The sequence below is a fragment of the Marinobacter sp. B-12 genome, assembly GCF_056857915.1.
In genome coordinates, this window is sequence record NZ_JBSXOB010000047.1 from 17,693 (window position 1) to 32,401 (window position 14,709).

The window sequence follows — 14,709 nt, forward strand, 5'->3', positions numbered from 1 at the left end:
GTCAGCGTCAGGCCGGAGCGTTCTCTGGCTCTGCCACCTTACAGCTGATCACGTGGGTGCAGACCGACGGCACCACCAGCAACGTGAGTACCGTGGAGGCCAACAGGCCGGAGATAATGGCCCAGGCCATCGGCGGCCACAGGGTGGAGCTGGAGAACGCCAACGGTAACAAGCCGGCTACCGTCGTTGCGGTGGTCAGAAGGATGGGCCGGGTGCGCTGCTCCACCGCCTTGCGAACAGCGTCGCGGATGTCATTGCCTTTTTCCAACTGTCGATCCATCACATCCAGCAATACGATCGCGTTGTTCACCACAATCCCCACCAGGGCGATGACACCCAGCAGCGACTGAAAGCCGAAAGGTGAGCCGGAGAACACCAACCCCGGGAAGATACCCACGGTGGCCAGTGGCACTGTCAGCAGGATGATGCCGACACGCCGGAAGGAATTGAACTGAATCAACAGGAAGAACAGCAACAGCAGCACACCAATGGGTGCCGTGGTCAGCAAGGCGTTGTTGGCATCGCCGGAGCCCTCGGCGTCACCGCCCATGTCCAGCCGGGTACCTGGAGGCAATGGGTTTTCTGCAAGCCTTGCTTCCAGTCCCTCCAGGGCCTGACTGAAACTGTAACCTGCCATCAGGTTGGACCAGACGGTATTCATCCGGGTGCCATTGCGCTGGAACAGGGCCGCCGATTGCCAGGACGTTTCCACCGAAGCAATAGCGGAAAGAGGCACCGCGTCGCCCCGATCATTGTAGATATTCACCGACAACAACCGTGGCAATGACAGGCCGGTGCCTTCCCGGGAGCGCAACACCAGGGGAATCGGATCCTCTTCCTGTCGATACTGTTCAGCCACCACCCCAAAGCTCTGACCATAGAGGCTCTGGGCAACATCGGCACGATTCAGGCCGTAGCGGGCCGCGCTGGCATCGTCCACATTGATGGCGATGCTCGGTACGCCGATATCCAGGTTGTGGCGTACATCCACCGTGCCCTTAACGCTGCGCAACGCCGAGAACACCTGTTCCACGGCACGCGCACGGGTGTCGTCATTGGCGTGATAAACCCGCACTTCCACTGGCGCTGCCCGTGGCGGCCCCTGCCCCAAGATTCCTGCCGTTAGCTGCAACTCCGGCATTTCGCGCCCGGCGTAGTCGCGTATCCACTGCACCAGTCCGGTGGTGTCTTCCAGGGTGGGTGTCGATACCACGATCCGCCCGCGGTTTGGCGCCTGGGGCTCGCGCTGCAGGTTGTAATAGAAACTGGGGCCGGTAAAGCCAACAAACCGGTGCACTTCCAGAGCCTCCGGTCGGCCGCGGATGGCGCGCTCAAGATCGGCCGCCACACTGGACGTGCGCTCCTGATCCGTACCTTCGGGCATGTACAGCTCAACCACCACCTGGGGACGATCCGCGTTAGGGAAAAACTGCTGCTTCATGAATGGCGTCAACGACAGGCTGAACACCACCAGGGCTGCACCTGCGAGGATCAAGGTTCCCGGGCGCCTGGCCACCAGATCGCCGAGAAAACGGGACAGCCCAACCAGCTTATCTTCCCGCGCGTCTGTCTTGCGAGGTCTCAGGAAACGGGCCGCCAGCAACGGCACGGCAGACACCGCCAGCAGGTAACTGACAGAGAGGGTGAGCATGATCATGACTGGCACACCACGGGTGAAATCCGCCGTCCCACCCTTGGACAACAACAACGGCATGAACGCCGCAATGGTCGTACCCGTGGAGGCTCCCAGCGGCCCCGCCAGTTCCTTTACGGAATGCTTAAGGGCATCCAGCCTTCGCATGCCGTCATCCAGGTATCCCTGAATGCTCTCGACAATCACAATGGCGTTGTCGATCAGGATACCGAGAGAAATCACCATGCCAATGACCGCTATCTGGTGCAGTACGCCACCCCCCAGGTCATAAAGACCAATACTGATCAGCGCCACCATCGGCAGGATCGACGCCACCAGGAGCCCCATGCGGATGCCCATACCGGTGAACACCACGGCCACAATGATGATGACGGACATCACCAGGCTCCAGGCGAGGTTGTCGAGCCGTTCTTCCACCTTATCGGGCTGGAAGAACATCTCGCGGATGTCATAGGGAGCGAACTCCTCACGGATCGTCGACAACCGCTCCCGCACACGCTCACCAAACCGAATGGCGTCGGTACTACCCTCCTCCATAATCATGGAAACCAGTACCACCCGTTCACCGTCGTACCAGGCCTCCGGCTGTCGTGGTTCCGCCGGGCCGCGCCAGACTTCGGCGGCAGCAGCCAGTGGCACCTGAGAGCCGTCCGGCAGTTCAATGGGCGTCGCGCGAATGGCATCCATACTGGTGAATTCGCTGTTTGGCAACACCGATAGACGACGACCGTCGGCGACAACAAAACCGCCCGGTGTGGTCTGGTTGCGGCGCGCCAACGTGTCCAACACGCGTGCGGGGGAAATGCCCAGCCGGTACATGGCTGCGTCGTCCAGCGCCAGGGTGATCTGTTCGTCCGCGTCACCCTCCAGCTCAATACGGGACACGCCGGAAATGTCCGCCAGGTTCTGTTTCAGGCGCTCCGCCACGTCGCTCAGTTCGGTGACCGAACCAGCACCGCTGACCGCAAGAATAATGGCGGGGATATCAATCAGGCGGTCGTCGAGCACCATCTGGCCAACGTCATCGGGAAAATCCAGACGCGCCCGGTCCATGGCCTGGCGTACGCGATCCCAGGCGGAGTCGGTATCGTAGATGGTGTCATTCAGGCGCACGTTGAAAATCGCCACGCCGGTACGGGCAGTGGCCTGGGTATAATCGACCTCCTCCACCTGGCGCAACTCGTCCGACAATGGCTGCAGTACCAGCCGCTCAACGGCTTCGGCGCTGGCGCCTGGGTAGTTAATGCTAATCAGACCGGCGCGATAGGGAAATGAAGGGTCTTCCTGGCGCGGCATGGTACTGTAGGCCGCAATCCCCAGGAGGCACAGCATGGTCACCACCATGCCCAGCAAGCGTTGAAAGTTCAGCAGGCGCAGTGACATCAGCGCACCTCCACGGCATCACCGTCGGAAATACGGGTCATGCCGGCAAAAACCACCTGATCACCAGCGCTAAGATCAGCGGCATCCACCACCACACGCTCACCGATGATCCGCTGCACCGTCACTGGCACCCGGCGGGCAACGCCATCGGAAATGCGGAACACGCTGGCGCCTCCGTTGGATTTCATCACTGACAACAGCGGCACCGTCGTGGCCACGGTTTCACGGGGCGTAATACCCACTTCCACCGGCTCCCCGGGTTCGAGGGTATCTGCCGGCAGGCTGACCAATACCGGATGAAGCTCGCCGCGAACACCTCCGGGCTGGGCAATTTCCACAATGGAGCCGGTAACCGGCGCACGGTTACGATTCTGCACCGACCAAACCGGCAGCAGTTGCGACAGCGACACATGGTTGAGCATGTACGCCGGCACCCGCACTTCCACTTCGCGCCCCTCCGGGGACGACAGACGCATCACCGGCTGGCCGGAGGCCACAAACTCATCCCGTTCCACCAGCAATGCTTCAACCCGGCCGTCGAACGGTGCCCTCAGTTCACTTTCTCGCAGTAAGCGTGTGGCCTCGGCAAGAGATGCTTCGGCCGTTGCCATACTGGCTTTCAGGCTGTCCCGCCGGGAGGCCAGTTGCTCAAGCCCCTGCTCAGACACTACCTCGCGCTCGTGCAGTTGGCGGGAGCGCTCCCATTCCCGTTTGGCCTGATCATATTGGGTTTTTAGTTCGTCCAGCCTGGCGGCTGCGGAATCCCGCGCCGGTTCCAGTGCGGGGTTATATACCCGCGCCAGCAGGTCACCGGTCTTGACAGTCTGCCCCAGTTCAACCGCGCGCTCTCGAAGGGTGCCACTCACCTGGAACGTCAGCGTTGCCCGTTGGGCCGCCCGAACGATACCGGAAAAGCGTAGCGACACGCCCTCTGTCTTGCCGCCCGTCACCTCGGCAGCACGCACCGTCACCGGGGCATTGCCCTGTTCAGGCGCCGGTTCACTGGATTTACAGGCGCTGACAAGGAGGCTTGCAGCGGCCAAGAGGGAAACGATGGCGGAGCGCCGGGCGATGTTCATTGAGAAGTCCTCTCTTCCATGGTCACGGTGTTTTTTAGCATCCATCCGGTGGACAAAAGTTCATTATCAGACATAATGTCATTCTTTGACAATTTGTCAATAATCGGATTTCATCCCTAACCATGTATCATGAGAGCGCAGCCTCAATTACCCGGAATCCCCTATGAGTGAGCCGTTAAAAACCCGTAGAGAGAAAGAGAAGCAGGCCAGGTACGACAGCATTCTGGATGCTGCGGAACTGGTGTTTTCGGAGAAGGGCTACGAGCGCACATCCATGGACGACATCGCCCGCACGGCCGCACTCAGCCGGGCATTGTTGTACGTGTACTTCAAGGATAAGGCGGCGATCCAGCGCGGCATCATGCTTCGTGCCGGCCACAGCCTGTGCCGCCGCTTTGAGGAGGCTCGCCAGACGGCGGATACCGGGCTGGCCCAGATATCAGCCATGGGAGCGGCCTATTACAACTTCTACCGCGAACAGCCGGATTACTTCTCCGCACTGACGACAGCCTCCACGGCGATGTCAGAAGCAGATGACGAGCTGGCAGGCGAGATGTTTGGCTGCAAGGCAGAAACCATGGAGCTGATGGTTGGTGCGATACACCTGGGGCTGGAAGACGGCACCATGAACCGCGAGCGCATCCACAATCCGGTCGAAACCGCGCTCTACCTCCGCGGCGCTCTCCACGGCGTCATCATGCTCTGTCAGAGCGAAATGACTGAGAGCGGCCAGGAAGACAACGTTTCTGCGGAATCACTGATCCGCCATACCATGGAGATGCTGACCTCCTCTATCTCGTCCTGAGAAAAGAGGGCGATGACCGGATTAGAGCTGGAAATCGTAGATAGACCCAAGCCCGAGAATCCCGGTCAGCTCATCCAATGCCTTACGGACTTCGTCAAGCAACATCGGGTCGCCCAGATCCTCCTGCGACAGCTCCTCCCGGTAATGCGCCTCGACCCAGGTAGTCAGGCGTTCATACAAGGCGTCGGTTAGCAATACGCCGTGGTGCATGGCCTTGAGCTCGTCGTCGTTCAGCACCACCCGCAAACGCAAACACGCCGGGCCGCCGCCGTTGCGCATGGACTGTTTGACATCGAAAACCTCCACCGACGTAATCGGCCCCGAGTCATTCACCAGCTCGTCCAGGTAGCGGCTGACCGACTCGATCTCACGGCACTCACCGGGCACCGCCAGCATCATGCCATCGGGCGTATTCAGCAACTGGCTGTTGAACAGGTAGGAGGCCACAGCGTCCTCCAGCGGAACCTGTTCACTGGTGACACGCACGGCTTCCAGTTTTGCACCCGTCAGGCGTGAGCGGATATCAGCCAGCACGGTTTCTTCATCCAGAAACGCCAGCTCGTGGTAGAACAGCGCGTTGCCATTACCCACCGCGATGACATCATTATGGAACACCCCGGCATCAATCGCGGCCGGGTTCTGCTGGGCGAACACCACGTGGCTGTCTTTCAGGCCATGCAGGCGGACGATGGCCTGGGAAGCCTCCAGTGTCTGGCGTGCAGGATAAAGTTTCGGGGCCGGAGCCTGTTCGTTAAAGGCGATCTGGCCGTAAACAAACAATTCAACTCCCGGCTCGCCATACCCGCCGCACAGACGGGTGTGGTTGGCAGCGCCTTCGTCACCAAACTGGCTGACCGACGGCAGCGCCGGGTGGTGGGCAAACCAGGCTTCGTCCGCGAAGATGGATTTCAGTGCCCTGCCGGTGACCACGTGCTCGATGGAGCGATGGAACTTGGCGCTCAGGTTCGCCGGTGTAAAGTGCACCCGGTGATCCGACGTGTCCGCGCTCGGCGACACCGTGGCGGCGTTGGCCGTCCACATGGTGGAGGCCGACGATGCCGCTGCCAGGATGGACGGGCTCTGTTTGGCGGCAGCGCTGAGAACGTCGCGGTCCGAACCGGTAAAACCCAATGCCCGCAGGGTCGGAATATGCGGGCGTTCGTGGGGCGGCAGAACACCCTGGACAAAACCGCGATCCGCCAGACGCTTCATTTTCGCCAGCCCCTGCAGGGCGGCTTCCTTCGGATTGGACACCGAGCGAATGTTGGACTTGGACGCCACGTTGCCCCACGACAGCCCGGCGTAGTTATGGGTAGGCCCTACCAGGCCATCGAAATTGGCTTCTACTGCGTGCTTGGCCATGACTCGTCTTCCGTCAGTCGAAATTTAACCCGGGCGCCAGGCTCTCCGGCACTTCGCTCCTCTTCGCCTCCAGCGAGGCCATCGGCCAGGCGCAGTAATCAGCGGCGTAATAGGCACTGGGTCGATGGTTACCGCTGGCGCCAACACCGCCGAACGGAGCGGCGCTGCTGGCACCCGTCAACGGTCGGTTCCAGTTCACGATGCCGGCGCGCACTTCGTCCGTCAGCCGCTCGTAAAGTTTGTGGTCATCCGTCAGGATGCCCGCGGAAAGTCCGTAGCGGGTGTTGTTCGCAAGCTCCAGGGCCTCGTCAAAGCTCTTGTAGCGGTAAACCGTCAGCAACGGCCCGAAGAACTCCTCATCCACCAGGTCCAGACCGGTTGCGTCCACAATGCCCGGCGACAACAGGCCAGTGCCTTCCCGCAGACGCTGCATCTCCAGTAGCAGTTGCCCACCCTGCGTCACCAGGCTGTTCTGGGCCGCCAACAGCTTGTCGGCCGCTTCTGTCGAAATTACTGACCCCATGAACGGTTGCGGATCCGCATCAAAATCGCCCACGGTGATTCGACTGACCACTTCAACAAAGCGCTCCAGGAACTGGTCGCCCTTGGTACCCTTTGGTACCAGTAAACGGCGTGCACAGGTGCAGCGCTGACCCGCCGACAAGAAGGCGGACTGGAGGGCGTGATGCACCGCACCATCCAGGTCATGCACATTCTGGACGATCAGCGGATTGTTGCCGCCCATCTCCAACGCCAGAATTTTCTCGGGCTGGCCACCAAACTGCTTGTGCAACAAGTGCCCTACCGTGGAACTGCCGGTGAAGAACAGCCCATCAACACCCGGATGTGACGACAGCGATTTACCGGTCGGCATCGCCCCCTGCACAAGATTGATGACTCCGGGAGGAAGGCCGGCCTTTTCCCACAGCTTCACGGTCAGCTCGGCGACACCGGGGGTCAGTTCACTGGGTTTGAACACCACAGTGTTGCCCGCCAGCAACGCCGGTACGATATGCCCGTTGGGCAGATGCCCGGGGAAATTATAGGGGCCGAACACAGCCACCACGCCATGGGGGCGATGCCGCAATACAGCATGACCGCCAGCAACGTCGGATTCGGAGTGGCCGGTGCGGTCGTGGTAGGCGGCAACGGAGATTCCGATCTTGCCAATCATCGCCGCCACTTCGGTACGGGATTCCCACAGAGGCTTTCCGGTTTCCGAGCCGATCTGGTGCGCAAGTTCTTCCTTGTGTTCCTCCAATAACGTACCAAATTTTTCCACCAGGACCTGGCGCTCACTGAACGGGCGCTTACGCCAGTGAACAAACGCTGAGCGGGCCTCACGCACGGCGGCGTCCACATCTTCGATACTGGCGCTGACGCCGTCCCAGACCGTCGCGCCGGTAACCGGCTGGAGGGATTCGAAAAAGTCACCATGGCCTTCCAGCCAGAGTCCATCAATAAAGAGTTGACCTGTCAGGTTTGCCATTGTCATTACCTCCTTCCGGTATCTTTCAAAGGGGCCAGCCGCACGAGGTCTCCGGATTCTACTTCCAGCGCCTCGGCCACATCGGCCGGAATACTGACAGTATCGAGTCCTATGCACTCGGCCGGTATGGTGGTTACCCGAAAGTCCCGGAACGAGCGGTTGGATATCATTACCTGTTGCTCCGCCGGGACATCCGTCACCAGCGGCTTCTTGCGGATCATTACGTGGCGGTTTATACCTTCGCGCACGGTACGAATACTGTGAATAAAAGCCTCAACCGCCGGGCCACCGTCGAAGATGTCCACCATGCCGTTAAAGTTAAAGCCTTCGGCCTGCAGCATTTTCAGCGCCGGCTCGGTGTTTTCATGCACGCGACCAATAACGGCCCGCGCAGCGTCCGGCAACATCGGCAGGTAGATGGGGTATTTGGGCATCAGTTCGGCAATGAACGATTTATTGCCAAGGCCCGACAACATGTCCGCCTCACTAAACTCCATGTCAAAAAACTTGCTGCCAAGGGCATCCCACAGCGGGCTCTGGCCGTTGCTGTCGGACACTCCCCGCATCTCGGCGAAGACTTTCTCGGAAAAATGCGAACGGAAGTCGTCCAGGAACATAAACCGGCAACGAGACAACAACAGGCCGGTGCCACCGCCGCGATGGGAGCTCGAAAGCAGCAGTGAGCAGACCTCAGTGGTACCGGTCATGTCATTGGACAGGTGCAACGTCGGGGTGCGCACATGCACGTCCAGCTCGCGGGAAGCATTCACCGTCACACTCAGTCGGTAATTGTAGAACACTTCGTCCAGGCCCACTCGCGCCTGTATGCCACTGATGCCCACACACCGTTTGAGCTCAGTATCCTCGAGAGCAAACAAGTACAAGCCAGCCTCTGGCGCGCAGCGCTGGTTGAAGGTTTCCTGCGCATGCTGGATCTTTCTTGCCAGCAATGCCCTGTCCGCCGGTAATGTCGTCAGCCCCTTTCCGGCGCCCTGAGCCATGGCGTACAGGGCGTCGAGGTCGTTCTCCTGCAAGGGTCGGATTACCAGCATTCCGGCCTCCTGTCTTTGATTGCCCTGTTCATAATGGTGTCACCCGTACCGTGTTACCGGAGCTCAGGCCCAGGTATTCCCAGGTTTTCGGCGACACTTTCACTTGGTCCTGCAGGCTCTCGGCGAGTGGCGTCAGCGTGCTACGAAAATCCCCGCCGTCACCGCCGCAAATCAGGCAGGTTTCGCCATCGTCGGTAGAGGCGGCATGGAGGGTTTTCGGATGACTGGTCACAACAGACTTGAGCGCATCGGTGCGCGCTTCCAGTACCGGCCCGGCATCGAAAATATCGAGATAGCACCCAGCCCGGAATCCTTCGCGCTGCAGCAACTCATACGTCGCCTGGGTTTGTGAATGAGGTTGCCCGAGCGCGTCCTGAGCGGCTTGACTCAGCAGCGTGACGTAAATCGGGTTGGGTGGCATCAGTTCTGCAATAAAGGTTTTGCTCAACAGCCCGGAGTATTGATCGGCGGTTTCAAAATCCATATTGAAGAAATGCCGCCCCAGACTGTCCCAGAACGGCACCTCGCCGTCTTGTGTCTGCACACCCTGAATTTCCACAACCACCTTATCCGTGAACAGCGAGCGATGGCTGGCGATAAACAGCATCCTGGCGCGGGACAGCAGTTCGAAGGCGTCAGTACCACGTAGCTCCGGCCGGATCGCGAAGGAGCACAACAGCGTGTGGTCCGTCAGCGCATGGGACGGGTACAAAACCTCCACCCGGCGCGAAACGCCCAGCTCATGGGAGGCATGGATAAGTGCGTCCTGACGGTAATTGTAGAATGGCTGCCCATTACCCGCCCGCGCATCGATACCCGATACGCCCTGCACCTTACCTGTACGGGTGTCTTCCAATACGAACAGGAACCGCTTGGGTTCGTCAGGTTTGTTTATGCCGGCAAAGGAGCGGGTAGATTGATCAATCTTGGTGGACAGCGCGTCCTGTTTTTTGGGCAGGGTGGATGACATCCGGGGGCCCTGGCCCCCGGCGATGTCGAGTATGTCGTTCAGGTCACCCGGCTGAGCCGGACGTACCAGCCACATAGGCGGCTCCTGTCATCATGCTTGTGGTTACTATCGCGGATTAACGTCTGCTACTTACCACAAACCTTTTTCACACCAGCCTCAAACCGTGCCAGCGCTTCATCAATGTCAGGCTCTGGAATGATCAGTGACGGCGCAAGCCGAACGACATTCGGGCCGGCAATCAACACCATCACACCTTCGTTCAGGCCGGCATTGAGAAACTCCTTCGCCTTGCCTTTCCAGTCTTCCGTCAGTACACAGCCAAGCAGCAAGCCAGCGCCACGAACCTCACTGAAGATGCCATAGCGCTCACCAATGTCCATCATCCCCTTCCGGAGGCGCTCCGAACGCGCCGCAACGCCCTTGAGGATATCCGGCTGGCTCACCGTATCAATCACCCGTTGGGCAACCGCACAGGCCAGGGCGTTCCCGCCATAAGTGCTGCCATGGGTACCGATACCCAGGCTTTTCGCCACTTTTTCCGTGGTCAGCATGGCCGCCACCGGGAAGCCACCGCCAAGCCCCTTGGCCGTGGACAGGATATCCGGCGTTACACCATACATCTGATAGGCATAGAGGTGCCCGGTGCGGCCAACGCCGGACTGGACTTCGTCGAACACCAACAAGGCATCGTTTTCGTCACAGAGCTGGCGCAGGCCCTTGAGGAAATCCGGATCGCCGGGCATGACGCCACCTTCGCCCTGGATAGGCTCTACCACCACTGCGCAGGTCTTGTCCTTAGAGATCAGCTTTCGAACAGACTCCAGATCGTTGAAATCGGCGTGATGAATACCTCCAGGCGCAGGCTCAAAACCTTCAAGGTACTTGGGCTGGCCACCGACGCTGACCGTAAACAGGGTGCGACCGTGGAACGAGCTCTTGAATGAGATAATTTCGTTCTTTTCCGCGCCGAAATGTTCCCATGCATAGCGACGGGCCAGCTTGAACGCGGCTTCGTTGGCCTCGCCACCGGAATTGGCAAAGAACACTCGCTCGGCAAAGGTCAGATCACACAGGGTCTTGGCCAGTCGAAGGGCAGGCTCGTTGGTCATGACATTGGACAGGTGCCAGATTTTCTCCGCCTGCTCCATCAGCGCACCCACAAGGCCGGGATGATTGTGACCGAGGCAGGTCACCGCAATACCACCCGCCAGGTCGATATACTCTTTACCTCCCTGATCCCATACGTGGGAGCCTTCACCCTTGACGGGAATCACAGACCCTGGTGCGTAATTGGGGACCATTACCTCATCGAACAACTCACGGCTGACAGGTTCTCTGTTCATCGGTGTCTCTCAAACAAAACGTGAAAAGGTACATTCCATCATACGCCACTATAAGGGCATCAGCACATCCGGCACACTCACCGTCCCTACCCGGTCATTAACACTGATTATTGACTTAGGCATAAACAATTCGTAAATTCTTATTTGCAATTGTAAATCATTAACATTTATATATTCAAATACGAATATTGCGGAGAAACACATGTCTAAACCTTCCCAACTATCACTGGCTATGGCGATCAGTCTTGCCCCGGGCATGAGCTGGGCCGTCGGCGATGATCAGCCCCAGATGCTTGAACCTATGGAAATCATTGGCGATGCGTCTGCAGCCCAAACTCTGCCGGGGTCAGGCTATGTAGTTGGCGATCAGCAGTTGAAAACTGAGGTTGAAGCCGACATCAACCAGGTATTGAAAACCGTCCCAGGCGTGTATGTACGGGAAGAGGAAGGTCAGGGCCTGCGCCCTAACATTGGCATTCGCGGTGCCACCGCCGAACGCAGCAGCAATGTCACGCTGATGGAAGATAGCGTTCTGATCGCGCCGGCACCCTACTCCAATCCGGCCGCTTATTATTTCCCGACGCTGAAGCGCATGTCCTCGCTGGAAGTGCTCAAGGGTGCCCCGCTGCTGCGCTATGGCCCACAAACCACCGGCGGTGTGATCAACCTGATCTCCACACCCATTCCCGACGAGCAAAAGGGCTACGTCGAAGCCGTCACCAACGACCGCGGTTCCACCGACGTTCATGCAACCTATGGCGACACGAACGGTGACTGGGGTTACCTGTTTGAAACGGTTCAGCGCTCAGCGCAAGGCTTCAAGGACATTGACCGAAGCAACCGCAACAGTGGCTTCGACATCAGTGATTATGTCGGTAAGCTGCGCTGGCAGGGAGATCGCCAGAGCGTGACCGCCAAGATCCAGTATTCGGAGGAAACGTCCAACTCGACCTATGTCGGACTGACGGATGCGGACTTCAACCAGGATCCCAACCAGCGCTACGGGCTCTCCAGTCCCGACCAGATGGATAACACTCACTCCGGTGTCAGCCTGACTCATCAGTTTGAGTGGAGCAACAATGTAAGCAGCACCACGACCCTCTATCGCAACGACTTTAAGCGCAATTGGTATAAGCTCAGTGGCGCCGGAAACATCATCGACCAGGCAAACGCCGGAGACACCAATGCCCAGGGTATTCTCGACGGTACCGTTGACACCAGTGGCCTGAATTACAAGAACAACGCCAGGGACTACCTGTCCGAGGGTGTGCAGGTAAACCTTGATGTCGACATGGGCAGCCATCAGTTTGATTTCGGCGCCCGCTACCACGAAGATGAAATGGACCGCTTCCAGCCGGTCGACGTTTATGATCAGGTCAATGGCTCCCTGGTGTTCCAGAACACGGTCGCCCCCACCGGTAGCAATAATCGCTTTGAGACCGGCGAAGCCCTGAGCTTCTGGGCACTCGACACCTGGCAGGCGACGGACAAGCTCAGCATAAATCTCGCCCTGCGCTACGAGGACATGAAAACCGGTCGCACCCAATACGCGGATCCCGGCCGCACAACCGTCGACAGCACCCGCGCCAATGACAGCGCTGAACTCCTGCCTGGTGCTTCCTTTACCTATGACCTGTCCCAAAGCTGGCAGGTTCTGGGTGGCGTGCACCGGGGTTTCTCCCCTCTTGGAGGTGGTGCCAGGGCCAACGAGGAACCGGAAACCAGCAAGAACTGGGAAGCTGGCCTCCGGTACTTCGGCAATGCGTTCTTCGCGGAAATGATCGGCTTCTACAGCGACTTCTCCAATAAGGCCGAAAACTGCTCGGTAGGCTCGCCGTGCAGCAATGGCGACACCTCTGGCAGTTTCGTAACCGGCGAGGCTGAAATTTCCGGTGTTGAGTTCCAGCTCCAGACCGGCACCCAGGCGGGTGAATTCTATCTTCCGGTCAGCCTTACCTACACCTTTACCCAGGCGGAAATCAGCAAGGACAATGCCGCCTCGGGCCTGAAAAAAGGTGAACAGCTCAAGGACGTACCTGAAAATCAGATGAGCTTCCGCACAGGCATGGAGCACCCGAGTGGCTGGGACAACTACCTTGTGGCCACCTACGTCGATGAGATGTGCGTCAGCGCGGGATGCAACAATACCGCCACGAAACTGGACGAGACCGAGTCCCTGTTCCTGGTCGATTTCATCAGCCGCTACGCACTGACCGCCAGTGCCGATGTCTTCCTGAAAGTGGACAACCTGTTCGATGAGCAGCAAATTGTTTCACGCTTGCCTGATGGTGCCATGGCAAACCTGCCGCGCACTGCCTCACTGGGGGTAAGTGTCAATTTCTGATGAGTGAACGGGTTGTGCCTGAATCCCGGGTGCATTCGCGTTTGCGTCAAGATGTCAGGAACGGAGGTTGCTGAAAATCCGGCTTCCACTCATCGGGAGCCGGTTTTTTGTGTCACTCCGGCAACCTCTTTTTCACACTCAGACGCCACATCGCCTGAGAACTTCGCGCCATTGATGAACTAGACCGCAGCGTCGCCAACCTCGGAAGAGCCAACCTGGACAACGCTAATAACCGGCTTTTCAGATCCTGATTCTTTCGTTACTGTTACAATCCATAGCGGACGAGCGAAACTTTCCCACCACGAAAAACGGCGCTTACAAATGAAAATTCTGATTGTTGAAGACAATGCTGTACTTGCCAAAAAAATATCGGACTGGCTTGCGCAGGCGCACTACACAGTAGATATCGCCAAAACCGCCAAAGAAGCCGACTCGTTGATTGAAACAAGTTCCTACCAGGCCGTTATTCTCGATATCGGACTGCCCGATGAAAATGGACTTTCTTTAATGCAAAGATGGAGAAAAAACGGGAAAAAAGAGGCGATCCTTATTCTGACCGCACGCTCCAACTGGACTGAGAGAGTAGAAGGGTTGAATGCGGGAGCAGATGATTACCTTCCCAAACCGTTTGAGTTTGATGAACTGAAAGCCCGGCTCAGTGCGATTATCCGAAGAAAGGACGGCAGAACGACAGACCAGATCAGTGTTGACGGATTCAGTCTCAACGCCACCTACCGAACGTTTACCACGCCCGACCAAAAAGAGTTCAGACTGACAGCTACGGAATTCCGCCTTTTACAGTGCTTCCTCCGTTCACCGGACCGAGTGTTTTCCCAGGACGAACTGGTTGAAACTCTCTACAACATAGAAAGATGCCCCACCAGAAATGTCGTTCAGGTTTACATAACCCGGCTTAGAAAAATAATAGGGGTCAATAAAATAAAAACATTGCGTGGCCAGGGCTACTACTTCGAAAAAGACTCTACCCGCTGAACGCCCGAATGGACCAACCAGGTTAAAATATGTCTGCGCCAAAAAGTATCCGAAGAACAGCCATTCAGTATGGTGCTGTTTTCAGCCTCGTATATTTTACTCTGATATTCTTTTCACACACCTACGTGATAAAGCAATTATCGGACGAGTCTAGGAAGCAGCACCTGAACAAAGAGCTGAAAAACTTTCAGGCAATCATTGAGGCTGAATCTCCCACATCTGACGACCTCAGCAA

Annotated in this window: 10 protein-coding genes; 3 read left to right on the forward strand and 7 right to left on the reverse strand. The window is 58.0% G+C overall.

Going from position 1 to position 14,709, the window contains the following annotated elements; translation table 11 throughout:
• Positions 1 to 7 precede the first annotated feature (7 nt).
• Both AC13D2_RS07960 and AC13D2_RS07965 read right to left on the reverse strand, forming a co-directional pair.
• Positions 8 to 3,037 (reverse strand): efflux RND transporter permease subunit, encoded by a 3,030-nt coding sequence (locus AC13D2_RS07960; protein ID WP_482938446.1) that lies wholly within the window; start codon positions 3,035 to 3,037, stop codon positions 8 to 10.
• Entirely contained in the window at positions 3,037 to 4,116 is a 1,080-nt protein-coding gene (locus AC13D2_RS07965; protein WP_482938447.1) for an efflux RND transporter periplasmic adaptor subunit, read from the reverse strand. The genes AC13D2_RS07960 and AC13D2_RS07965 overlap by 1 nt, the downstream gene beginning before the upstream one ends.
• A gap of 163 nt (positions 4,117 to 4,279) precedes the next feature.
• Between AC13D2_RS07965 and AC13D2_RS07970 the strand changes: the two genes are divergently transcribed.
• The gene (locus tag AC13D2_RS07970) at positions 4,280 to 4,921 is read left to right on the forward strand and encodes a TetR/AcrR family transcriptional regulator (protein ID WP_482938448.1); all 642 of its coding nucleotides are present in this window, start codon (positions 4,280 to 4,282) and stop codon (positions 4,919 to 4,921) included.
• A gap of 21 nt (positions 4,922 to 4,942) precedes the next feature.
• Here the strand turns inward: AC13D2_RS07970 and astB are convergent, their stop codons facing one another.
• From astB to AC13D2_RS07995, 5 genes are read right to left on the reverse strand one after another with little or no spacing between them, the layout of a single operon-like run.
• A complete protein-coding gene (astB, locus tag AC13D2_RS07975; protein ID WP_482938449.1) occupies positions 4,943 to 6,283 on the reverse strand; it encodes an N-succinylarginine dihydrolase in 1,341 nt (446 codons plus the stop codon).
• 13 nt (positions 6,284 to 6,296) lie between these two features.
• Positions 6,297 to 7,772: a succinylglutamate-semialdehyde dehydrogenase gene (astD, locus tag AC13D2_RS07980; protein ID WP_292050230.1), complete on the reverse strand. Its 1,476-nt coding sequence runs from the start codon at positions 7,770 to 7,772 to the stop codon at positions 6,297 to 6,299.
• Positions 7,773 to 7,777: 5 nt separating this feature from the next.
• The gene (gene astA, locus AC13D2_RS07985) at positions 7,778 to 8,824 is read right to left on the reverse strand and encodes an arginine N-succinyltransferase (protein ID WP_292050231.1); all 1,047 of its coding nucleotides are present in this window, start codon (positions 8,822 to 8,824) and stop codon (positions 7,778 to 7,780) included.
• A gap of 28 nt (positions 8,825 to 8,852) precedes the next feature.
• Entirely contained in the window at positions 8,853 to 9,869 is a 1,017-nt protein-coding gene (locus tag AC13D2_RS07990; RefSeq protein WP_292050232.1) for an arginine N-succinyltransferase, read from the reverse strand.
• A gap of 50 nt (positions 9,870 to 9,919) precedes the next feature.
• Complete coding sequence (locus tag AC13D2_RS07995) at positions 9,920 to 11,137, reverse strand: aspartate aminotransferase family protein (protein ID WP_292050233.1); 1,218 nt, start codon at positions 11,135 to 11,137, stop codon at positions 9,920 to 9,922.
• Positions 11,138 to 11,339: 202 nt separating this feature from the next.
• Here AC13D2_RS07995 and AC13D2_RS08000 point away from each other — a divergent pair, with 202 nt between their 5' ends.
• Together AC13D2_RS08000 and AC13D2_RS08005 are read left to right on the forward strand one after the other, a co-directional pair.
• Complete coding sequence (locus tag AC13D2_RS08000; protein WP_292050234.1) at positions 11,340 to 13,481, forward strand: TonB-dependent receptor family protein; 2,142 nt, start codon at positions 11,340 to 11,342, stop codon at positions 13,479 to 13,481.
• A gap of 321 nt (positions 13,482 to 13,802) precedes the next feature.
• Positions 13,803 to 14,474, forward strand: a complete 672-nt coding sequence (locus tag AC13D2_RS08005) for a response regulator (protein WP_292050235.1) — start codon at positions 13,803 to 13,805, stop codon at positions 14,472 to 14,474.
• Positions 14,475 to 14,709 lie beyond the last annotated feature (235 nt).